We start from the raw sequence: 20,759 nt of genomic DNA, 5'->3' as shown, positions 1-20,759 counted from the left end.
GTCTGCTGCGGCATCTGAAGGTCACTCCCTGAGCATGATGCGGCATCGCGGAATCGCGACGCGGCGGCGCAAGCGCGCATCAGGGGAAACGTGGATTTGCCCGGGCACAGGACAAAGGTCGTCAGAGGCGCAGCGGCATGTCCTATCGAAGCTGCGCGATCAGCCAGGCGCGTAGTAGGTGGGCGCACCCGGCCCGACCGGCAGGCCCAGCACGAACACCCAGACGAAGAACAACAGCGTCCAGCCGAAGAAGAACACGATCGAATACGGCAGCATCATTGCGATCAGCGTGCCTACGCCGAGGTCGCGTTTGTAACGCGCGGCGAAGGCCATGATCAGTCCGAAGTAACTCATCATCGGCGTGATCAGATTGGTCACCGAATCACCAATGCGGTAGGCCGCCTGGATCACTTCGGGGCTGTAACCCACCAGCATCAGCATCGGCACGAAGATCGGCGCGGTCACCGCCCACTGCGCCGAGGCCGAGCCCAACGAGAGGTTGATCAGTCCGCACAGGGCGATGAAGGCCAGGAACACCAGCGGCCCGGTCAGGCCGATTGACTCCAGCAGGTTCGAGCCGAGCACCGCCATCACCTGGCCCAGCTGGGTCCAGTTGAAGAATGCGACGAACTGGGCGGCGAAGAACACCAGCACGATGTAGAGGCTCAGCGTGGCCATCGATTTCGCCATCGCGTCGATGACGTCGCGATCATTGCGGATCGAACCGGTGAGCGCGCCGTAGACGATGCCGGCCACCGCGAAGAACACGGCCACCAGCACCACGATGCCGGTCAGAAACGGACGCAGGCTGCCTAGCGTGTCCTCGACGCCCGGCAGGCGCAGCGCGCCATTCGACGGGACCACGAGCGCGGCGATGCCCCCGGCCACCACCAGCGCGGCCAGACCGGCCCACATCAGCGCACGGCGTTCGCGGGCGGCCAGCGGCTCCATGTTTACCGGCTCGGCGTCCGGATCGAGATCCTTCGGGTCGAAGGCGCCCAGCTTGGGCTCGACGATGTAGGTGGTGACGAACCAGCCCATCGCGGTCACGGCGAAGGTGCTGACGATCATGAAGTACCAGTTGACCGCCGCGTGCACCTCATACGCCGGGTCAATCAGCCGCGCCGCTTCCTGGGTGATGCCGGCGAGCAACGGATCGACGGTGCCGATCAGCAGGTTGGCGCTGTAGCCGCCCGACACGCCGGCGAACGCGGCAGCCAGACCCGCCAATGGATGACGCCCCAGCGCGTGGAAGATCGCCGCGGCCAGCGGAATCACGACCACGTAGCCCATTTCCGACGCGGTGTTGGACAGGATCGCGGCGAACACCACCACCACCGTCACCAGACTCTTCGGCGCGCCGAGCACCAGCTGCTTGATCGCGGCGGTCAGCAGGCCAGACCGCTCGGCGATGCCGACACCCAGCATCGCGACCAGCACCGTGCCCAGCGGCACGAACGAGGTGAAGTTGGTCACCAGTCCGGTGACGATGCGACGCAGGCCTTCTGCGTCGAGCAGGCTGATGACCCGGATGATCCCGTCGTCGGCGCGTCCGCTGGAGCCCACGGGGCGCGGGTCGGGGACGGACACGCCGTAGGCGCCCAGAATCCCGGACAGCAGCACGATCAGTAGCGCGAGCAACGCGAACAGGGTGACCGGATGCGGCAGCAGATTGCCGAGGAACTCGACCCCGTTGAGCAAACGCGTAACAGCGCTGCGCGGAGGAGGAGATGAGGGGCCAGCCGCCTTGGTTGGAGTCATCGTGCCTGCCGTATCGAGTGGCCGGGCAGTCTAACAATGCAATCCCGGCGTCGCGTGGTGCGCATGTCGGCAAGCGTCCGGCAACCCGCGTTTCAGCGCGCTGGAGTGTCGGTTCGGAACGCGTCCTCGAAGATACGCCGGCCCTCGGCAGTGATGTCGGCCCACTCCGCATCGCTGAATTCGTCTGATGAAGAGCGGGGCGGGCCGTTCCTGAGCAACGACTGGAACCTGTCCTCGCGTGACGCCCCGCCTTGCTCGACCCGGAGTCTGTCCAGCCTTGCCTGGACAGCGTCGCCCACCGGATCAGAGGGTCTCGGCTGATGCAAAACGAGTTGTTGCACGTATCCGTAGACCTGAGCGGCCCGGCGGTCCTCCGGGTACAGGGGGCCTTGACCATATTGGGCACCCAGGTAAAGATCGAGCGCTTGAGGGTCACCTGCCTGGACGGCATCTTCGAGGTATTCACGTGCGAGCGCCTGCCGCCGTCGCGCTTCCATCGGGTCGCGGATGATGCCCTCGCGGGTCTCGAACTCGAGCATCGCCAGTGACGGGTAATCCTTGCGAGCATCCAGATGGCCCGCCGCTGCCGCTTGCTCCAGCCACCCGACTGATCGTGCGATCAGTCCCGGCGCCAGCGCGTTGCAATCCGAGTACGCCGCGACCCGTCTGGCGGATCTTTGCTCGAGTTGCTGCCGCAACATCTCGTATCCCGGTGTGCCCTCGCGCTGCTGCAGTTCGAGCGTGTCTTCGCGTTGGCGGGACAACATGGCCTGTGGCGTGTCGTCGCGCAGGATCCGGTGACACTCGGCAAGGCTTCGACCGGCGATGTAGGCCGAGGCCGGATCCCCGGCGTCTGCCGACGCCGCGAATCGGGCGGCAACCTCTTGACGGGTCATGCGCTGGATCGGGGGGGCGGCCCCCAGGCCATTCGCCTCCAGCGATTGCTGCAGTTGAGACAACGTGGTCGAGCCGGCCCCGCGCGCGACTTCGGAAGGTGCAGCCGCAGTCGGAGACGCGTCGGCTCCAGCAGGCGTCATTTCCGCAGCGGGGGGCACCCCCGTCTCCCGGTCCGCGCAAGCCGAAAGCAGCGCGATCGGCAGGGCCGCGGCCAGCAGGCACCGCATCAGAGATTCAGTTCGCATCCGTTCGCTCCCTTGAAACATCCATGAGCCCGGCAGCGCGTGTCGCCGCCTGCTCCCGCTGCGACGCCGTGAGCATCCCCTCCAGTTCCGCCGTCCGGTCAGTGGCGAGGCTTTCGGGAATGCGCGTGAAATCGTCGCTTGCCGTGTAGGCGATCCAGTAGGCCAATGCCTGTTCGGGATCACGTGCCAGCCAACCGTCCGTGGCGTATGCGCGTGACGCGGCGAGCAGCGCTTCGGGTTCGCCCGCGCGGACGGCGGCCAGCAGGTAGGCGCGCGCACGTGCGCGGCGCCTGTCGACTTCTTCGGCATTGTCGATCAATTCGATCGGCGATCGGAACTCGAGGAAGGCCACATCCGGATACAGGGCGCCTGCTCGGGGATGGCCGGCCTCGGCTGCCTGCGCGATGTAATGGTAGGCGTCGAGCGTCGGTGGGCTGGCGCGCAGGCTGTCAGTGTCAGCGCATATCCGCCGGGCCTCCTGCTGCGCGAACAGGACCGTGTCGATGCTGCGCTCGTCGCCTAGCGGACGGCCGCCGATCCGGATGCTCGTGCCCGCCTGTGCGATCAATTCCGCCATCATCTGGGCTGCCCGGCCACTGGCGATCGGGTTGTAGTCGAGACAATGTGCGATCGCATTGCCCAGCCGGAATGCGGCATGGGGATTGCCATTGGCCGCTGCAGTTTCGAGCTGCACGCGTTGCGAGTCGAACGGCCCGTCCGGAATCGCCGGCCACCTTTCCCCTTGCGGGGAGTCGCCTACGTTGTGGGCGACCTCGTTCGTAGGTGTGCCAACGTCCGTATGCGTATCGGTAGGCTTGACGAAGAATGCGACGATCAACAGGCCTGTGGCAACGATGCAGCTGGCTGCGATCCAGCGCCGGCGCATCAGCTTCTCTCCTGCGCGATGAAGTCATCCACCTCGCGCTCCAGCAGTTCCAGCGGCACCACACCGGTCAGCAGCACGCGGTTGTGGAAGGCGCGCGGATCGAAATGATCGCCGAGCGCATCACGCGCCTTGTCGCGCAGACGCACGATTTCCAGCTGGCCGATCATGTAGGACGTGGCCTGGCCCGGCATGACCACGTAGCGGTCCACTTCCGAGGCCGGAATGCCGTAGTCGATCGCCTGCTGGCGTGTCCAGCGCATCGCATGCAGTCCGGTGTCGACGACCAGGCGGCGGGCGCGGAACAGTTCGGCATCGAGCTGACCCAGACGGCCTTCGGGATCGCCTTCGTACCAGCCTTCCTCTGCAGCGAGACGCTCGGCGTACAGCGCCCAGCCTTCGCTGAAGGCGGAGATGCCGCCGAGCGCGCGGGTCTGGCGGAACTTCGGCAGCGCGGGATTTTCGACCGACAGCGCAACCTGGAAATGATGGCCGGGCACGGTCTCGTGATAGACCAGCGTGCGCAGGCCGAAGCGGGTCAGGCGGTCCTTGCGCAGCGGCATCTGGTAGACGCCCGGGCGCGAACCGTCAAGCGGCGGCGCGGTGTAGCTCGCGGCGGCACTGTCCCAGCGGTATTCGGGATAGGGCTGGGCGATCACCGCCGAGCGCGGGCGGATGTCGAACAGCGCATCGCTGCGGCGTTCGGCGTCGCGCATCATCGTGTCGATGTCGGCCATGATCGCGGCGCGGCCGGTGTCATCCTCGGTGTACGCAAGATCGACACGCAGCTGCTTGAGTCGCGCTTCGACGCTGCCGTCGGTGAGACCGATCGAACGCAGGATGGTGTCCATTTCCGCTTCGATACGCGCGACTTCGCGCAGGCCGATCGCGTGGATCTCCTCGGCGCTCAGCGCGGTCGATGTGAAACGCCGCAGCTGGTACGCGTAAGCCTCCGCGCCGTCGGGAAAACGCCACAGACCGGCGTCGTCGGTTGTGCGTGGCAGCTGGCGTTCGAGTTCCGCGATCGCGCGTGACCACGCGGGATACACGCCGCTTTCCACCAGCGCCGTCGCTCTGTCGACGAGCGCCGTACGGGTGGGCGCGTCGATGGATTCGACCGTTTGCAGGCGCGTGTCGAACGTCGCCACCAGCGGATTGCGCGCGGGCGTATCGGCGATGAAGCGACGCATCTGGGCAATGGTCGCCTCGACGATGAAGCGGGGCGGCAACACGTCACGCGCCGCGAGTTCCGATGCGCGGGCGGTGGATTCGTCCATGCGCGCCTCGAACTGCGACAGGCGCGCGAGATAGCTGTCGGCATCGGCCGTGCTGCGCAGCGGATGCACGACCGTCATCAGATTCGGCAGATTGACGTTGGCGCCGCTGAACTGCTGCAACGGAAAGCCGTAGTCATCGAAGCGGTCGCCGTCGATGAGACTGCGCAGTTGCCAGTCCATCAGTTCGGCGGAGACGCGGTCGACGTCGCGCATCGATGTGCGATCGATCGCGGACAGCTCGGTCAGGCCGCGCTGGGCGAGCGCAATGGTCTCGGCGCGGAACGCCTGCGTCTGCGGTGTGAGTTCGCGATCCATGCGCGCCTGTTCGGCATCGCCGAAGTAGCGGCTCGCGGTCGAGGCCGAGGGCTGGCGTCGCATCCACGCGTCGGTGAAGCGTTCGAAGAAGGTCGCGGCCTGGGTCGATGATTCGACGGTCGCGCGTGCATCGCTCGATTCACCACGTGGCGCAGGTGCGCATGCGGTGAGCAGGCAGGCGCCCAGCGCAAGCGCGAGAGACGCGGGACGGATCGGCAGGCGCATCGGAACTCCAGACGAGGCAAGGCCCTGCGATTCTACGCAGGGCCTGCCGATGACCGGAATGCGCGGCGGGGATCAGCCGTGGACGCGGAACCGGATGGCGTCGTCGATGAAGGTCTTCTCGCCGAAACCGGCTTCGTGCGAACCGAACGGCATCTGCGCGCGCAGGCGCCACGTCGGCGGGAGATCCCACTCGGCTGCGACGGCAGCGTCGGGCAGCGGGTTGTAGTGCTGCAGGCTCGCACCGATGTTCGCTTCGGCCAGCGCGGTCCACACGGCGTACTGCGCGATGCCGCTCGAATGCTCGGACCACACCGGGAAGTTGTCGGCATAGAGCGGGAATTTCTCCTGCAGCGCCTGCACCGTCGCAGTGTCCTCATAGAACAGCACGGTGCCGGCGCCAGCAGCGAAGCTGTCGAGCTTGGCCTTGGTGTCGGCGAATGCGTCAGTCGGCACGATCTTGCGCAGCGCGTCCTCGACGAAGCCCCAGAACTTCAGGCTCTCATCGCCGAACAGGATCACGGCGCGCGAGCTCTGCGAGTTGAACGAGGAGGGGGCCTGGCGCACGGCTTCCTGGATCAGCGCGGTGGTGTCGGCCTGCGACAGCGGCAACGCCTTGCCGAGGGCGTACTGGCTGCGGCGACGGGTGGCGGCGGCGATGAAGGTGTTGGACATGTTCGGGACTCGTGGTGGACGGATCGGTGCCGCAAGAGCGGCCTGTTCACAAGTCTGCATCCACACCATGGGTGGAACGACCTGGCGAATCGGGAAGGATCGTTGCATTCATGGGTGTTAGCGCCTTGCGTTCAGCCGGATGCTGCCGGCGTGGCCTCTTGATGCATCAGATACAGCCGCAGGTCGAACTCCAATTGGTGGTAATCCGGCGACATGTGCGTGCACAGATTGTAGAAGGCGCGGTTGTGGTCGCTTTCCTTCAGATGCGCCAGCTCATGCACCACGATCATTTCGAGGAACGCGGCTGGCGCCTCGCGGAACACGCTGGCGATGCGGATCTCGCGATTCGCCTTCAGCCGTCCACCCTGCACGCGTGAGATGGTCGTGTGCGTGCCCAGCGCATGCTTGAGCACCTGCAGCTTGCCATCGTAGATCGCCTTGTGCAGCGGCGTGGACTGGCGCAGATACCGGTCCTTGAGCGCCTGCACATAGTCGTAGAGCTGGCGATCGTTGCGAATCGCGTGCGGGTCGGGATAGCGGCGGGCGAGGTAATCGCCGAGGCGGCCGTCGTCGCGCAGCGCACGCACACGCATCTGGACGTCGGCTGGATAGCCGGCGAGGTAGGGCAGGGGATCCATCGCGGCACGATAGCGCCGGAGCGGACATCGCGCAGCCGGTATCATCGACGTCCGAACACCGTGGACGATGTGGCATGCGCAATCCGCTGCAGGAACAGCTGTTGAAGGCCGGCCTGGTCAAGAAGGGCAAGGTGGCCGAAATCGCGCGCGAGCAGACCAAGGCGCGACACGGCAAACAGCCGACGGCGAAGACCGAATCGCAGCGCGAGGTCGAGCGCGTGCGGCAGGAAAAGGCCGAGCGCGACCGCGCACTGGCGCAGGCCCGCAACGAGGAAGCGCGCGAACGTGAGCGTCGCAGCCAGGCGCGCCAATTGATCGTCGACAACCAGGTCAAGTCGACCGGCGAGCGTGCGTATCGGTTCGATGTCGACGGCGGCATTCGCAGCGTCGTGGTCGACGACGCCCAGGCGCGCCAGCTGGCCAGCGGCGCGCTGGTGATCGCGCGCCTGGACAGCAGCTTCGTGTTGTTGCCGCGCGCAGTTGTGGCACGTGTGCGCGAGCGTGATCCGCAGGCCATCGTGCTCGACCACGCAGGCGACACGCCAGTGCAGGGAGCCGATGACGACTACGACGATCCGAAGTACGCGGTGCCGGACGATCTGGTCTGGTAGGACCGCGCATACGCGAACGGGCCGGCGCATGGCCGACCCGTCCGGATGATCGAATTGCTGGAAGCAGGTGTTCCGAAATCAGCGACGCACGCGCTCGCAGCGGGTTTCGACGACGCGATTGCCGTTCGCTTCCTGGCGATTGCCCTGCACGTTGCGACCGATTGCGCCACCTGCGACAGCACCACCGACAGTCGCGATCTTGCGACCGCTGCCGCTGCCGATCTGGTTGCCCACCAGGCCACCGATCACGGCGCCTGCCGCAGTACCGCCGACACGGTTCGGATCGCTTGCGTTGCGCTGGACTTCGACATCGTTGCAGACCACACGACTGCCGTCGTTGAAGCGGCGCCCTTCGTCTTCCGGCCCGTAGGACTGTGCATGGACGAGGCTCGTACCGGCGAGCGAGAGCAGCCCCACGGCAGCAAGGGTACGGATGGGATTCATCGGTGTTCTCCAAGCGGGTGACAGGCCTGCATGCTTGCAGCGCGCTGCGCAACTACGGGTGAAATGCGGCCGTACCGACGCGAGCGGTTCAGCGCCGTGGCCCGCGCGTGATGTCCGGCTCACACGTACTGCATCTTCCGGGTCATCCCGCCGTCGACAATGAGATTCTGGCCGGTGATGAACGCTGCGGCGTCCGAGAGCAGATGCACCGCAAGCGCACCGATATTGTCGGGCACGCCAGCACGTCCCACCGGATGCTGGGCGTGATCACGCTTCGAGAGTTTCGGCGCGCGACGCGCGGACGGCTTCCGCCAGTCGTCGGTGACGATCCAGCCCGGACTGATCGCATTGACCCGTACCTGCGGACCTTCGCTGATCGCCAGCGCATGGGTGAATCCGACCACGCCGCCTTTGGCCGATGCATAGGCTTCGGTGTGCGGCTCGGACTGCAGCACTCGGCTGGAGGCGATGTTGACGATCGCACCACGCGCGTCGCGCAGCGCAGGCAATGCGTATTTGCTGCACAGGAACGTGCCCGTCAGATGGCCGTCGATGAAGCGACGCCAGTCGACCAGCGACAGTGTCGAGACGTCATTGATCACCGGGTCAGCGGGGCCGGCATTGTTGACGAGGCCGTCGATGCGACCGAACGCCGCCAGTGCTCTGGTTGCGAATGTCCGCACCGAGGCTTCACGCGACACATCGAGCGGCAGGAAGCGGGCGCGCGCGCCGACGTCCCATTCCGCGAGGCAGGCGTGGCCGGCGTCACGGTCGAGATCGCCGACGACCACACGGCCTCCGGCACCCAGCACTGCCTGGGCGATGCCACGCCCGATGCCCTGCGCGCCGCCGGTGATCAGCACCACGCGATCGAGCAGGGGTGTTGCATCGAAAGGCCTGATCGGCGGTGTCAGTGACATGCGGGCGGCTCCTGGAAGACAGGCCGACACATTAGGGACACGTGGATCGACGCGCCGTCGTCAAAGCGACAGCGCGGGGCTTCAGCCCGCGCGGCGCTTGCGCGGTGCGGCTTCGACCGGGGGTGGCACCGCAGGCCCGTCGATGCGGGTCAAAGTGCGCGTGTTGCCGAGCACTTCGATCTTGCCGCCGGACTTGCGGAACGATGCCAGATCGTTGGCGATGCGGTCGCTGGTCAGCGATGCGCCACGCTCATTGGGTTTGCGCGCACCTGCGAACAGGTGACGCGTGTCGGACTGCGGGGGACTCGGGGTTTTGGTACGGGACATCCGGTGGACTCCGTCAATACATCGCCAGCGGGATACCGCGACTGCCACGCTCGATGTAATCGGCACGGATGTCGCGGCAGTAAGGACCATCCATGACGAAACGTCGGCAGACGTCAGGACGGCTTTCGTAGATCGAACAACACATGCGGGCACTGTCGATGGCGACGCACCAGCCTTCCTCGTCACGCGCCATGACCGGCAGTCCGGCGTCGGTGACATCGGTGAAACGTTCCGGGACATCGTCACCCGGCTGCAGCACCACCGTCAGGCGGCAACACACGGCATCGCAACGATCGCAGTCGGCGCGGCCGCTCATTGCAGCCGCCCCATACCGCGGCGGTAGTGCAGCAAGCGGCCGCGCGGCAATGCGGCGGCGTCGTTGTCGATGCCCGCACGCGACTCGTGCAGCGAGAAGCCCTGCGCATCGAGCAGCCGGCTCAAGGCCGCGCTGTTGCCGCGGCCGGGATCGCTGATGACGATCTCGGCAATCGGCTGCGCGTAGCGCTCGACCACATCCGCCAGCAGCGCCGCGTGCGCCCGTTCGTAGAGCACGTCGGAGGCGATGATCATGTCGAACCGACCGAGCGTGGTGAGTTCGACGTCCCAGCGCATCTGCCGGTAATGCACCGCATCCAACGCGTTGAGCGCCGCGTTGTACGCGAGAAATCCTTCGGCGAGCGGGTGCACATCGGAGGCAACGATGATCGCGCCTCGACGCTGGAGCACCAGACTCGACAATGCGAGACCGCAGCCGGCCTCCAGAATACGTTTGCCTGCCACATCCGCACGTTCCATCGTCTGTGCGAGCAGACGACCGGACGGCCAGACCTGACCGAACAACGACCACTGCGCCGACGAAATCCCCAGGTCCGCACCATGACCATCGGGATCGGCGTACTGCTGCAGATCTCCGAGCACGCGCAGGCGGTAGGCATGGCCACCGACCTGGACGGTCACGATACGTGTGGAGTAACCGGGCACGAAGCTTCCTGTGAGCGGAGCCCTCGAAGGGCGGTCACGCGGGAGAGAAAGCGAGGCGGGCGACGGCTCAGGTCGCGCGGAGCGCACGGATCGGGCGCGGCCCGAGGATCGAGCATAGCATCCGGGCGCCCAAGACCGGCCCCGGGGCCTTCGGGCGGTTCAGCCGCGGTGGTTGGTGTAGCTGGCGTTGCCCAGCCCGGTACCGATGGTCAGCACGCCCCAACGGTCCACCGAGGTCATACGTGGTCGCTCGCTGAGCCCCTGCACGACGGCATCGTTGTGCAGCAATACCCGCGGCGCCCGGCCGCCGATCCGGTCCAGCCGTGACCGCAGCGCGTCCGCCAGCCGGAAATCCTCGGCCTCCCAGTCGCCGGGCAGGTTCTGCGCGCCGTGCAGGATGCGGCCGTCGAGGTCGATCTGCCCCGGGCAGGCGATGCCGACTAAGGGCGCGAGCCGCAGGCCGATCGTGCGTGCGTGTGCGATCAGTCCATTGAGCATCGCGGCCATGCGGTTCACCGCATCCTCGCGATCCGGCGATTCGCTGGCATGCCGCCACTGGCTGCGCTCGAGGACCCGTGCGCGGCTGCCGTCGTCGCGCTGATCCAGATGCGGCGCGACGATGCCGCAGCGGATGTTGGTGCCGCCGATGTCGACGGCGAGGAACGCCGCATGCCGATGGGTCGCAGCCGGTGCCAGCGGCACCCAACCGAGCAGGCCGGCATCGTCGCCATCGTGTCGCAGCAGCGACAGGTCCACGCCGCTGCGTGAGAGCTTGAGCAGACGCGCTGCGCGGCGGACCGACAGCGCGCCCACGCGACTGCCCGGAAACCCGCCCCCGATGACGATGCGGCGCACGCCATGCCACGCGTCGGTGGCCAGGAAACCGCGGACCACGCCGGAGAGCTGGTGCGCATGATCCTCGACCGCCGCGTGCACGAGATGCGCGGCGTCGGCATTGCCGCCGACAAGAACGAGATCGATCTCGCTCTTGGAGATGGCATGCGTCGCAGTCCGGCCAAAGGGATCGCGGCGTCCGGTGAAGTGGTGACGCCGTCGCGCGTCGAGAAAGCGCCGGAACGCTGTCTGACTCGCGTGGTCGCCGAGGAATCCGTCGCCGTCGGGGTCTCGCAGGGGCAGGTTGCAGCTGTCGATGCGCAGATCCGGCAGACGGATCGCGGCGTGTCGGTTGCGGGTGTCTCGCGGCATCGGGATACAGGGCTTCGTTGGTGACCCGCATCGTTACGGGCGCGCAGGTAGCGGAACGTGACGGCTCCGGTAGCATGCGTTGCGATTTCCCGACACCTGTTTGCGATGGTCGCAGATACCGTTGTCTTTCGGCGCCCAGCGATCCGCCGCGCGCTCCACATCTCCGCTGCGGGTCTCGCCGCGTTTGTCATCGCGGCGATCGTGCTGCATCTGCGGCGTCCCGAGCTTGATCCGGTCGCCAGCCAGATGAGCCTGTATCTGATCGGTGCCTGGGGTCCGCTGCTGCAGGCGGCCTATGTCGCGCTGGGCGTGGGCATGGTCGCGCTTGCCTGGGCATTGCGGGAAGCACATGCGCCGCCCGCGCGGAGTTCTGCGGCGCTGCTGCTGTTCGCGCTCGCGGGCATGTCGTTGTCGATCACGGCCTACGCATGGATGGACATGCCGGGCGTGGACCGTTCGCTGGAGGGACTGATCCACGGCGTGTCCGCGAAAGGCGCGTTCCTGTTCGCGACCACCGGCATGGTGGTGCAGGCGCTCGGCTTCCTGCGCGATCCGGCGTGGCGGCGCACCGCGCGATGGGCATTGCCTTGGGCACTGCTGTGTTTTGCGTCTGTGTGGATCCTCGCCGCGTGGCGCGAGGCACCGCGCGGACTCGCGCAGAAGACGGTGATCGTGCTGATCCTTGCCTGGATGATCTGCATGCTGCGCGCGCTCGCCACGCGCCTGCGCTGAGTACGTGCGGCGACCTGTTCACGCGGCTCGCACCACGCGCGGCGGAAGATTTCGGCCACTGGCGACGCGCGCTCGCGCCGCCTCGCAAGGAGAACGTTTCATGATCAAGTGGGCCATCATTTTCGCAGTCATCGGCCTGATCGCCGGCGCGCTCGGTTTCAGCGGCGTCGCAGGCGGCGCGATGGGCATCGCGAAGTTCCTGTTCTGGGCAGCGGTCATCATCGCTGTCGTGCTGTTTGTGCTGGGCCTAACGGTGGCGAAGAAAGTCGTCCGTTAGCCCGCGCAGCTCCATCTGTGTCGACCGAACCGCCCGCTTGCCGGGCGGTTGGCGTTTCCGGGATCCGCACACCGGCGGCGCCTGCGCCTGCGTTGACGCAGGCCGCGTTAGGCTCGTTGCACGACCAAACTGGAGTGCACCGTGGAATCGACCGTCCATCCGTTTTCAGAACTCTTTGCCCAGCTGGGCCTGCCGAACGACGAGGCCTCGATCCGTGACTTCATCGCCTCCCACGGGCCGTTGCCCGACGACATGCGACTGGAAGAAGCGCCGTTCTGGACCGAGTCGCAGGCGCAGCTGCTGCGCGAAGAGCGCATCGATGACGCCGACTGGATCGTCGTGATCGACCAGCTCAATGTCGCGCTGCACGCGCGTCCGTCCACATGAGGTGGTTGCAGGGGCTCGCGGCAACGGCGTTGTTGCTGGCGGGGGCCACGCACGCTCAGTCGACCGGATCTGCGGGCGCTGCAGGTGCCTTCGCATTCGTCGATGTCGACGTGCTGCCGATGGACCGCGACGTGCGCCTGGAATCGCAGACGGTCGTGGTCCGCGATGGACGCATCGTCGCCATCGGTCCCAGTGCCAGCGTCGATGTACCCGAAGACGCAACGCGCATTGCCGGCGAGCGCCGTGTGCTGATGCCCGGACTGGCGGAATTCCATGGTCACGTGCCCGGCGGCGATGATCCCGTCTACGTGCAGGACACACTCGATCTGTATCTCGCCAACGGCGTGACCCTGGTGCGCAACATGTCGGGCGATGTCTCGCATCCCGAACTGCGCGCGCGCATCGAACGCGGTGAAATCAGTGGTCCGACGATGGTCGTGGCCAGTCCGTGGTTGCGGAGCGAGAACGCCGACGAGGCTGCACGGGAGGTGCGCGCGCATCACGCCGCCGGCTTCGACCTGGTTAAGATCGGCAGCATTCCTGCCGATGCGTATCGGCGGATGGCCGAGACGGCGCATGCGCTCGGCATGCCGTTCGCCGGTCATATCCCGGACGGCGTCCCGCTCGAGGTGGCGCTCGACGCGAAACAGACCTCGATCGATCACTTCGACCGCTACGTGGAGTTCCTGGTGCCGCCGGGGACCGATACCGGTGATCGCGAAGCAGGCTGGTTCGGCAGCGGCTGGGTGCAGTGGGTCGAGCGCGGGCGGATCGAAGACGCCGTCACGCGGACCCGTGCTGCCGGGACCTGGAATGTGCCGACGCTGACCCTGGTCGAACACATGGCCTCGGCGGAGACGCCCGAAGCGATGCTGCAGTGGCCGGAGATGCGTTACATGCCGGCGTCGGAGCGCGAACGCTGGCGCCGTGCGAAACACGGGTACGCGGCGCGCGAGACCTTCCAGCCGGACGCGGCGCAGGCATTGGTGACGTTGCGACGCGAACTGCTGAAGGCGCTGCACGATGGTGGTGCGCCGATCGTGCTCGGCTCCGATGCGCCGCAGTTCTTCAACGTGCCGGGTTTCTCGATCCACCGCGAGATGGCAATGATGCAGGCCGCGGGCATGACGCCCTACGAAGTGCTGGTGACCGGCACACGCAATGCCGCGCAGGCGCTCGGCACGCCGGAGGCGTTCGGCACCATCGAAGTGGGCCGGCGCGCGGATCTGGTGTTGCTGGCAGGCGATCCGCGTGAAGACCTGTCGCATGTCCAGGCACCGCTCGGTGTCATGGCGCGTGGCCGCTGGTGGCCGCGTGAGGCGCTCGATGCGCGTCTGGCGGAGATCGCCGCTCGCCACGCGGAGTGACCAGTGACCCCGCCGCGCGCCTGTCGCGCGGCGGACCTGCACAGATCGATCAGAACAGCAGGAACACCAGGCCGATGATCACGCCCGCGGCGAACAGGACCATCAGGCAGTAGCCCATGATGTCCTTGATCTTGAGCCCCGCGATCGCCAGCAGCGGCAGGGCGAAGAACGGCTGCAGCATACTGGTCCACGCATCGCCCCAGGCCACGGCCATGACCACACGCGGCAGATCCGCGCCCAGCGCCTGCGCCGCCGGAATCATCACCGGTGCCTGCACGGCCCATTGGCCGCCACCGGACGGCACGAACATGTTGAGCAGCCCGGCCGACAGGAATGTCAGCACGGGCAGGGTCTGCGCGCTGGCGATGGAGGCGAACCACGCCGACAGTGTGGTCGCCAGGCCCGAACCGACCAGGATCGCCATGATTCCGGCATAGAACGGGAACTGGATCACGATGCCCGCGCCGCCCTTGATCGCTTCCTGCAGCGCCGCCAGCAGGCGCGCCGGAGTGCGATGCAGCACGATGCCAAGCATCAGAAAGCCGTAGTTGACGATGTTGAGGTTGAGTCCGCCGCCGGCGATGAAGTGATCGGCGAGGAACACCAGGCCGGCGACGCCGACCGCGACCGACAGGATCCAGCCGTGCTCGAGACGTTCGGCCGGGCTCTGGTCCTGCGCTGGCGCCGGCGGCTCGGGATCCTCGGGCGGATCGAACAGCACTGCGTCCTGGTCGGGCGGTGTCATCGCGCGATTGATCAGCGGGATGGCAATCACCAGCAGCGCAATGATCAGCAGATTGAAAGGCGCGAAGATGGTGTCCGATGCCGGAATCACGCCGATGGCTTCCTGCATGAAGTGGCCTTCGGTGGCGATCGTCAGCGGAATCGAACCCGACAGGCCGCCGTGCCAGATGACGAAGCCCGAATAGGCGCTCGCCACCAGCAACCGGTAATCCACTTTCACGAAGCGCGCCACTTCACGGGCGAACAGCGCGCCAATGACGAGTCCGAAGCCCCAGTTGATCCAGTTGGCGGCCATCGCGACCAGGGTCACCACGACGATCGCGTTCTTCGGCGTGCGGCAGCGCGAAGCCATCCAGGTCATACCGCGCTTGACCGGCGGCGTCTTGGCGAGAATGAAGCCGGTCACCAGGACCAGCAGCATCTGCATCGAAAAGCCGAGCAGTTCCCAGAAGCCGGTGCCCCAGTAGCGGATCAGTTCCAGTGGCGGCGTCTGCTCGATCGTGAAGGCGGCGATCGCAGCCAACGCAGTGAAGATCAGGACGAAGACATAGGCGTCGGGCAGGTAGCGTTCGACGAGTCGGACGGACAGGCGCGTGGCGCGCTGGAACATGGCGGATACCGTCGCAGGGGGACTTCGACCAGCTTAGTGGCGCAGGCAGGGGATGCCTGCTGGACAATGGTCTACCTGGAGACACGGGATGCGTGGAAGCGCGTTCGCGCGCGATGGAGTGCTTCGCACCACCCAGTGCGCGAGCACGCTTCCACGAGAGGCCGCGGCTGGCCTTAAACCGGCGCTGCCGGCGCACCGCTACAGATGCGGTCCGGACGGTCGGGACGCGTCAGCAGCGCGTCGTGTTCGCCCCGCTTCCACAGCACAACGCCAGCGTCGTCGACGTACTTCGTGCCGGACGGGCCGTCTTCGGTGCGCAATACGTGATTGGCGCCGTCCACCGCGACGCTCACCTGGCCGTGGCCGTCGAACGTGGCGTCGACGGGCGTGCCCTCGCAGTCGTAGTGGATCACCTGCGGCGCCGGCGCTGCAGGATCGGGCGGGGCCGGCTCAGTACTCTCAGTCGCGGGCGGCGTTGCCGGATCGTCGACGGTCGGTGCTTCTGCCGGCGAACAGGCTGCCAGTGTCAGGCCGATGGCCACAGTCAACACAGGTGTAAACCAGCGCATTGTCGTCTCCTTGCCTTGGGGATCGGATCGACGCGTCGGAGCGGGGGGAGCGGTTCGAGGATATCGCCTCCGGAAGGCGGAGGCGATGAATGGGCGATCGGCTCAGTACACGCGCGCGCAGTTGCGCTCGTGCTGGCCCTGGAGCGCCAGACGTGCTTCATCGGTGCCGTGGCTCCAGAACGCATTGCCGTCTGCATCGGCGAAGCGGTCGCCCTGGGTGGTTTCCGCGCGGGGCAGATCCAGCGTCACCCCGTCAACGACGAACTTCACGCGTGCCTCGTCGCCTTCGCCTTCCTGCGCGAGCGTGATACGCGTGCCTTCGCAGTCATAGTTGACCGTGTTCGACGGCGCGGCTTCGGCTTCGCGCGCGGCGAGTGAGCCGGTGGGCGGTGCTTCTTCCGCAGGCGCGGCGGCAGGTGGCGGAGGCGGTGGCGCGTCCACGGCCGGCGATGCGGGCGTCGATTCGCCGCCGCAGGCGGCCAGGGCAAACGTGAGCAGGAGAGCAGTGGCGGGAGCTGCGCGCATGTGAGGTCCTCTTCGAGTCGGGCGCCGGCGTGGTGCCGACAAGTCTCGGCAGGCTAGGGAAGGCACGGTGAACGGAGAGTGGCGTCTCCTGACATGGCGCCTGATCGGTTCGCGTGATGGGTAGAGCACAGCGAAACCCATCGCCGTCGTCGTCCAAGGTCGTCGGAATCCTGAAGCTGCGAAGAGGCGCGACCGCAGATCAGACCGGTGAGACCGTTCCCTCACCCGACGCGCTATGCGCGTCGACCCCGGAACAGGTTCGGGGCAGGCTCTCTCCCGGAGGAAAAGGTGCGGGATACATGCGGTCGTCCTGGCACGCAATGCCGATGCCGGCACGTGTTGCCAATGAAAGAACGGGACCCCGATGCAACGCGCGGAAGCGCTTCGTACATTCCTGTACGAAGCGCCCCTACAGCCGATCAGGCAGCGAGTCCGCGCATTGCGTACCGATGCTGGTCGGCGCCGCTGCCCGCGGTGTCGACCGCCTCGAGGAAATCGCGCCCCCAGCGTTCGACGTCGTAATACCGGACGATGTCGAACAGTTGGCGCTGACGGCCCACGGCTTCGTGCTCGGGCATCGACAGCGCCTGACGCAGGCCGGCGACGAGATCCGTCAGGTCGTGCGGATTGGTCAGCACCGCGCCCTTGAGTTCGGCGGCGGCGCCGGCGAACTCCGACAGCACCAGCGTGCCTGACGAGCCCTCAATGCCGTGCGCTGCAACGAATTCCTTGGCCACCAGATTCAGGCCGTCACGCAGGGGCGTGATCCACATGACATCGGCGGCCGCGTAGTGCGCCAGCACTTCTTCGAACGGCAGGCCGCGGGCGAAGAACCGCACCGGCGACCAGTCCAGCATCGCGTGGCGGCCGTTGATCCGGCCCACCGCCTGTTCGATCTGCGTCTGCAGCTCCTGATAGACGGTCATCTCCTTCGCCGCCGGCACGCAGACCATCAGCAGCGTGACCTTGCCGCGCAGGTCGGGCTGTTCGCCGAGCAGGCGTTCGAAGGCGAGCAGCTTCTCCAGCGTGCCCTTGGTGTAATCGAGACGCTCGACCGACAGCACCAGCTTGCGACCGGAGAATTCGCGGCGGATCTGCTCCAGCCGCACACGCACGCGCGGCTGCGCCAGACCGGTCTCGATACGCTTGAGGTCGGTGCCGACCGGATGCGCGCCGAGGCCGACCTCGCGATCGCCGACACGGATGCGCGTGCTCATCTCGTCCATGCCCACCGCGCAGCCGTAGGTCAGGAACCGCGGGGCGCAGCCTTCGCGCTTGAGCACTTCGGTGGGCATCGCGCCGCGCACCACGTCGACGAAGTTCTCGACCTGGCGCGGAATGTGGAAGCCGATGTAGTCGCACTGCAGCAAGCTGCCGAGGATCTCGCGGCGCCAGGGCACCACGTTGAACACGTCGGCCGACGGGAAATAGGTGTGGTGGAAGAATGCGATGCGCACGTCGGGACGCAGCTCGCGCAGGTAGGCCGGCACCATCCACAGGTTGTAGTCGTGCAGCCAGACCGTCGCGCCGGGCGCGGCTTCGGCGGCGGTGGCCTCGGCGAACTTGCGGTTCACGCGCAGATAGATCTTCCAGTCGTCCTCGTTGAAACGTGCACGCTCCCAGAAGGTGTGCAGCATTGGCCAGAACGCTTCCTTCGAGAACCGCTTGTAGAACGCGTCCACCTCGCTGTGCGTCAGCGGCACGCGGGCGACGGTGAGGTTGGGATAGGCGTCGGCATCGACGGGTGTGCGTGTCTCGAACTTGCCGAGCTTGGGATCATCCACGCTCCACGCGACCCAAGAGCCTTTCTGACCGCTGCCGAAGAAGCCGAGCAGGCTAGGAATGATGCCGTTGGGCGAGGTCGGGCGCCGGCGCTTGCGCTGGCCGTCTTCCACGTATTCCTCGTACGGCAGGCGGTGATAGACCATCACCAGATCCGACTGGCCGGTTGCGGGCTCGGCGATCTTGCGCAGATATGGATCGTCGGCGTCGAGCAGGTCGAAGTGGGTGATCGCCTCGAGGATGCCGCCGCAACCCGGCGCCTGGGCATGGAACACGTTGGACAGCTGGTCGGTGGCCTTGACGAGCGCCGGCTCCGATTCACCCACGCACACGCCCTGGAAGCCGGAGGTGTACATCGACAGGTCGTTGAGCGTGTCGCCGGCGACGAGGACGCGCTCGCGCGGCAGTTCCAGATGATCGGCGAGCGCGGCGAGCGTGCGGCCCTTGTCGGTATCGGGCGGCAGGATGTCGAGATAGCGGTCGGCCGAATACAGCACCGAGCAGCCGAGCTTGCGCGCGGTGGCCTCGATATCGCCGCGCACATCGGCGAGTGCGGCCGGTTCGCAGAAATAGGAGCAGCGGCGTTCCTGCGGCACGTCCTGGCGCACGAGTCCGGCGAAGCCGGCCATCGCATCAGCCACGGCGCGCTCGCCCGGCCAGCGACGATCGATGCGCGTCTGCAAGGGCTGGATCGGTTGCAACGTGTGGCCGTCGACGACGGTGCCGCCGACATCGCAGATCACGTAGTCGGGACGCGGCAGGCTGGGATCGGACAGCAGCGGCATGACGGCTTCGAGGCCGCGGCCGGTGACGAAGGTCAGGCGGATCTCGGGATGGCGGTCGACCAGGCGGTAGAGCTGCTGGCGATGGGCGGGAGAGCCGGCGAGAAAGGTGCCGTCGAGGTCGGTCGCGAGCATCAGTCGCGGCACGAACGGGGTATTGGCGGGGGTGAGGTCGGGTGTGGTCGTTTCCTGAGTCAATGTGGGTCCTTGTGATGTGGATCGGAAAGGTCGGGGCCCTCGGGTGCGGGGCCGGTTTCAGGCAGCAGTTCGAGCGCCGATGGCGTGGTGCGCAGCATCGGATGGAAGACGGACGGATGGTCGTTGTCGCGCTGGCGCAGCAGTCGGCGACCGGCGGCGATGAGCGCGAGTGCGCCGAGAATCAGCGCGAACGAGGCGGGCAGGGCGCTCGGGCCGAAGCGCGACATCGCCACGCCGACGATCGCCGGGCCGATCGCCGAGCCCACGCCATTGAGCAGCAGCAGGCTGGAACAGCCCGAAAGCGTGTCTTCCGTCGGCAGGTGATCGAGCAGATGCGCAACGCAGATCGGATAGATCGCGAACGCCACGCCGCCGAACAGGAAGAACAGGCCGAACAGCGCCAACTGCGACCGATCGCCGGCGAACATCATCGCCACGCCGATCAGCGCGGCTGCCGCGCAGATCAGGGCCAGTGTCGTGCGCCGGTCACCGCCGTCGGAGAGGCGGCCGATCGGCCATTGCAGCAGCGCGCCGCCCAGAATCGTCGCACTCATCAGCGACGCAATGCCCTGCAGATCGAGGCCCACCCCGGCTGCATAGACCGCGCCCATGCCCCAGAAGCCACCCATCGCCACACCGGCCAGCAGTGCACCCGTCGCCGCTGCAGGCGCGGTGCGCCACAGTGCTGCCAGGGCCAGCCGTGGCACGACCGGCAACGTCGGCTGGGTCATGCGGCTGGCGACCACCGGCAACGCCGCCAGGCAGATCAGGATCGCCACGATGCTGAAGAGTGCGAACGAGGCGGGATCCTGGAAGCCGATCAACCATTGCCCGGCCGCCAGCGCCAGCAGGTTCACCGCCATATAGACCGCGAAGACCTGACTGCGTTTTTCCGGCGGCGCCTCGACGTTGAGCCAGCTTTCGATGACCGTGTACAGCCCCACCAGCGCGATGCCGGTGATCACCCGCAGCGCGGCCCAGGCCCAGGGATCGATGAAGATCGGATGCAGCAGGATGGCCGCTGCGCACAGCGCTGCGTAGAACGCGAACGCACGGATGTGGCCGATGCGCTGGATCAGCCCAGGCGCCAGGTAAGTGCCGAGGAAGAAGCCGACGAAGTAGCCCGACATGATCAGGCCAAGGGTCTGGTCGCTGAAGCCCTCGAGACCGCCGCGGACGGCCAGCAAGGTGCCGAGCAGGCCACTGCCCATCAGCAGCAGGGCGACGCCGGCGAGCAGCGCGGCAAGATTACGGACGACTGGGATGGTGAGGCCCTCACGGCGAGCAGCGAAGGTGTGGAACTATAACACATTGAAAATATTGAATATTTTAACCGATTCTCGACGGCTTTCCCGGATGCTGCATTGCAGCGAAAACTGTAGTG

Annotated in this window: 22 protein-coding genes; 5 read left to right on the top strand and 17 right to left on the bottom strand. The window is 66.7% G+C overall.

Annotated features, from left to right (window positions below):
* Positions 1–159 precede the first annotated feature (159 nt).
* From J2X52_RS05605 to J2X52_RS05580, 6 genes are all read right to left on the bottom strand, one after another.
* Positions 160–1,761 (bottom strand): AbgT family transporter, encoded by a 1,602-nt coding sequence (locus tag J2X52_RS05605; RefSeq protein WP_310149927.1) that lies wholly within the window; start codon positions 1,759–1,761, stop codon positions 160–162.
* A gap of 92 nt (positions 1,762–1,853) precedes the next feature.
* Positions 1,854–2,903 (bottom strand): hypothetical protein, encoded by a 1,050-nt coding sequence (locus J2X52_RS05600; protein WP_310149924.1) that lies wholly within the window; start codon positions 2,901–2,903, stop codon positions 1,854–1,856.
* Positions 2,893–3,789, bottom strand: coding sequence for a hypothetical protein (locus J2X52_RS05595; protein ID WP_310149922.1), 897 nt, complete (start codon positions 3,787–3,789; stop codon positions 2,893–2,895). Before J2X52_RS05595 ends, J2X52_RS05600 begins: the two co-directional genes overlap by 11 nt.
* A complete protein-coding gene (locus tag J2X52_RS05590; protein ID WP_310149919.1) occupies positions 3,789–5,603 on the bottom strand; it encodes a DUF885 domain-containing protein in 1,815 nt (604 codons plus the stop codon). Before J2X52_RS05590 ends, J2X52_RS05595 begins: the two co-directional genes overlap by 1 nt.
* Before the next feature lie 72 nt (positions 5,604–5,675).
* On the bottom strand, positions 5,676–6,275 hold the full coding sequence (locus tag J2X52_RS05585) for a nitroreductase family protein (RefSeq protein WP_310149917.1): 600 nt from the start codon (positions 6,273–6,275) through the stop codon (positions 5,676–5,678).
* Between the two features lie 131 nt (positions 6,276–6,406).
* On the bottom strand, positions 6,407–6,958 hold the full coding sequence (locus tag J2X52_RS05580) for a M48 family metallopeptidase (RefSeq protein ID WP_310149914.1): 552 nt from the start codon (positions 6,956–6,958) through the stop codon (positions 6,407–6,409).
* A gap of 29 nt (positions 6,959–6,987) precedes the next feature.
* Here J2X52_RS05580 and J2X52_RS05575 point away from each other — a divergent pair, with 29 nt between their 5' ends.
* On the top strand, positions 6,988–7,524 hold the full coding sequence (locus J2X52_RS05575) for a DUF2058 domain-containing protein (protein ID WP_310149911.1): 537 nt from the start codon (positions 6,988–6,990) through the stop codon (positions 7,522–7,524).
* Between the two features lie 78 nt (positions 7,525–7,602).
* On the opposite strand, the gene J2X52_RS05570 is transcribed toward J2X52_RS05575, so the two are convergent.
* The 6 genes from J2X52_RS05570 to J2X52_RS05545 all read right to left on the bottom strand — a co-directional run bounded on the left by J2X52_RS05570 (position 7,603) and on the right by J2X52_RS05545 (position 11,402).
* Positions 7,603–7,968: a glycine zipper 2TM domain-containing protein gene (locus J2X52_RS05570; protein ID WP_310149909.1), complete on the bottom strand. Its 366-nt coding sequence runs from the start codon at positions 7,966–7,968 to the stop codon at positions 7,603–7,605.
* 119 nt (positions 7,969–8,087) lie between these two features.
* Positions 8,088–8,888, bottom strand: coding sequence for an SDR family oxidoreductase (locus J2X52_RS05565; protein ID WP_310149907.1), 801 nt, complete (start codon positions 8,886–8,888; stop codon positions 8,088–8,090).
* Positions 8,889–8,969: 81 nt separating this feature from the next.
* Entirely contained in the window at positions 8,970–9,215 is a 246-nt protein-coding gene (locus J2X52_RS05560) for a hypothetical protein (protein ID WP_310149903.1), read from the bottom strand.
* A gap of 13 nt (positions 9,216–9,228) precedes the next feature.
* Positions 9,229–9,531 (bottom strand): YkgJ family cysteine cluster protein, encoded by a 303-nt coding sequence (locus J2X52_RS05555; RefSeq protein ID WP_310149900.1) that lies wholly within the window; start codon positions 9,529–9,531, stop codon positions 9,229–9,231.
* Positions 9,528–10,196 (bottom strand): methyltransferase domain-containing protein, encoded by a 669-nt coding sequence (locus J2X52_RS05550; protein ID WP_310149897.1) that lies wholly within the window; start codon positions 10,194–10,196, stop codon positions 9,528–9,530. Before J2X52_RS05550 ends, J2X52_RS05555 begins: the two co-directional genes overlap by 4 nt.
* 159 nt (positions 10,197–10,355) lie before the next feature.
* Positions 10,356–11,402 carry an ROK family protein gene (locus tag J2X52_RS05545; RefSeq protein ID WP_310149894.1) on the bottom strand — a complete coding sequence of 349 codons (1,047 nt, stop codon included), beginning with the start codon at positions 11,400–11,402 and terminating at the stop codon, positions 10,356–10,358.
* A gap of 105 nt (positions 11,403–11,507) precedes the next feature.
* Here J2X52_RS05545 and J2X52_RS05540 point away from each other — a divergent pair, with 105 nt between their 5' ends.
* From J2X52_RS05540 to J2X52_RS05525, 4 genes are all read left to right on the top strand, one after another.
* Positions 11,508–12,134: a DUF998 domain-containing protein gene (locus J2X52_RS05540; protein WP_310149891.1), complete on the top strand. Its 627-nt coding sequence runs from the start codon at positions 11,508–11,510 to the stop codon at positions 12,132–12,134.
* 100 nt (positions 12,135–12,234) lie between these two features.
* The gene (locus J2X52_RS05535; RefSeq protein WP_310149888.1) at positions 12,235–12,411 is read left to right on the top strand and encodes a DUF1328 domain-containing protein; all 177 of its coding nucleotides are present in this window, start codon (positions 12,235–12,237) and stop codon (positions 12,409–12,411) included.
* Positions 12,412–12,552: 141 nt separating this feature from the next.
* Positions 12,553–12,798, top strand: coding sequence for a DUF2789 domain-containing protein (locus J2X52_RS05530; protein ID WP_310149885.1), 246 nt, complete (start codon positions 12,553–12,555; stop codon positions 12,796–12,798).
* The gene (locus tag J2X52_RS05525) at positions 12,795–14,165 is read left to right on the top strand and encodes an amidohydrolase family protein (RefSeq protein WP_310149881.1); all 1,371 of its coding nucleotides are present in this window, start codon (positions 12,795–12,797) and stop codon (positions 14,163–14,165) included. Before J2X52_RS05530 ends, J2X52_RS05525 begins: the two co-directional genes overlap by 4 nt.
* Positions 14,166–14,214: 49 nt before the next feature.
* On the opposite strand, the gene J2X52_RS05520 is transcribed toward J2X52_RS05525, so the two are convergent.
* The 5 genes from J2X52_RS05520 to J2X52_RS05500 all read right to left on the bottom strand — a co-directional run bounded on the left by J2X52_RS05520 (position 14,215) and on the right by J2X52_RS05500 (position 20,640).
* On the bottom strand, positions 14,215–15,519 hold the full coding sequence (locus J2X52_RS05520; protein ID WP_310149879.1) for a TIGR00366 family protein: 1,305 nt from the start codon (positions 15,517–15,519) through the stop codon (positions 14,215–14,217).
* 173 nt (positions 15,520–15,692) lie between these two features.
* Positions 15,693–16,088 carry an MliC family protein gene (locus J2X52_RS05515; RefSeq protein ID WP_310149875.1) on the bottom strand — a complete coding sequence of 132 codons (396 nt, stop codon included), beginning with the start codon at positions 16,086–16,088 and terminating at the stop codon, positions 15,693–15,695.
* A gap of 102 nt (positions 16,089–16,190) precedes the next feature.
* Complete coding sequence (locus tag J2X52_RS05510) at positions 16,191–16,613, bottom strand: MliC family protein (protein ID WP_310149872.1); 423 nt, start codon at positions 16,611–16,613, stop codon at positions 16,191–16,193.
* Positions 16,614–17,032: 419 nt separating this feature from the next.
* Positions 17,033–19,375, bottom strand: coding sequence for a glucosylglycerol-phosphate synthase (gene ggpS, locus J2X52_RS05505; RefSeq protein WP_310149869.1), 2,343 nt, complete (start codon positions 19,373–19,375; stop codon positions 17,033–17,035).
* Entirely contained in the window at positions 19,372–20,640 is a 1,269-nt protein-coding gene (locus J2X52_RS05500; protein ID WP_310150283.1) for an MFS transporter, read from the bottom strand. Before J2X52_RS05500 ends, ggpS begins: the two co-directional genes overlap by 4 nt.
* Positions 20,641–20,759: the final 119 nt, after the last annotated feature.

Source organism: Luteimonas sp. 3794, assembly GCF_031456825.1.
Taxonomy (GTDB): domain Bacteria; phylum Pseudomonadota; class Gammaproteobacteria; order Xanthomonadales; family Xanthomonadaceae; genus Luteimonas.
This window is presented reverse-complemented; position numbering and strand designations above follow the sequence as displayed.

Excerpts from the sequence above, each read along its gene's own strand:
- J2X52_RS05595 (WP_310149922.1), bottom strand. The coding sequence starts at position 3,789 with ATGCGCCGGCGCTGGATCGCAGCCAGCTGCATCGTTGCCACAGGCCTG.
- J2X52_RS05590 (WP_310149919.1), bottom strand. The coding sequence starts at position 5,603 with ATGCGCCTGCCGATCCGTCCCGCGTCTCTCGCGCTTGCGCTGGGCGCC.
- J2X52_RS05540 (WP_310149891.1), top strand. The coding sequence starts at position 11,508 with ATGGTCGCAGATACCGTTGTCTTTCGGCGCCCAGCGATCCGCCGCGCG.
- J2X52_RS05600 (WP_310149924.1), bottom strand. The coding sequence starts at position 2,903 with ATGCGAACTGAATCTCTGATGCGGTGCCTGCTGGCCGCGGCCCTGCCG.
- J2X52_RS05510 (WP_310149872.1), bottom strand. The coding sequence starts at position 16,613 with ATGCGCGCAGCTCCCGCCACTGCTCTCCTGCTCACGTTTGCCCTGGCC.
- J2X52_RS05525 (WP_310149881.1), top strand. The coding sequence starts at position 12,795 with ATGAGGTGGTTGCAGGGGCTCGCGGCAACGGCGTTGTTGCTGGCGGGG.
- J2X52_RS05545 (WP_310149894.1), bottom strand. The coding sequence starts at position 11,402 with ATGCCGCGAGACACCCGCAACCGACACGCCGCGATCCGTCTGCCGGAT.
- J2X52_RS05520 (WP_310149879.1), bottom strand. The coding sequence starts at position 15,519 with ATGTTCCAGCGCGCCACGCGCCTGTCCGTCCGACTCGTCGAACGCTAC.
- J2X52_RS05515 (WP_310149875.1), bottom strand. The coding sequence starts at position 16,088 with ATGCGCTGGTTTACACCTGTGTTGACTGTGGCCATCGGCCTGACACTG.
- J2X52_RS05575 (WP_310149911.1), top strand. The coding sequence starts at position 6,988 with ATGCGCAATCCGCTGCAGGAACAGCTGTTGAAGGCCGGCCTGGTCAAG.
- J2X52_RS05580 (WP_310149914.1), bottom strand. The coding sequence starts at position 6,958 with ATGATACCGGCTGCGCGATGTCCGCTCCGGCGCTATCGTGCCGCGATG.
- J2X52_RS05560 (WP_310149903.1), bottom strand. The coding sequence starts at position 9,215 with ATGTCCCGTACCAAAACCCCGAGTCCCCCGCAGTCCGACACGCGTCAC.
- J2X52_RS05585 (WP_310149917.1), bottom strand. The coding sequence starts at position 6,275 with ATGTCCAACACCTTCATCGCCGCCGCCACCCGTCGCCGCAGCCAGTAC.
- J2X52_RS05570 (WP_310149909.1), bottom strand. The coding sequence starts at position 7,968 with ATGAATCCCATCCGTACCCTTGCTGCCGTGGGGCTGCTCTCGCTCGCC.
- J2X52_RS05565 (WP_310149907.1), bottom strand. The coding sequence starts at position 8,888 with ATGTCACTGACACCGCCGATCAGGCCTTTCGATGCAACACCCCTGCTC.
- J2X52_RS05605 (WP_310149927.1), bottom strand. The coding sequence starts at position 1,761 with ATGACTCCAACCAAGGCGGCTGGCCCCTCATCTCCTCCTCCGCGCAGC.
- J2X52_RS05535 (WP_310149888.1), top strand. The coding sequence starts at position 12,235 with ATGATCAAGTGGGCCATCATTTTCGCAGTCATCGGCCTGATCGCCGGC.
- J2X52_RS05555 (WP_310149900.1), bottom strand. The coding sequence starts at position 9,531 with ATGAGCGGCCGCGCCGACTGCGATCGTTGCGATGCCGTGTGTTGCCGC.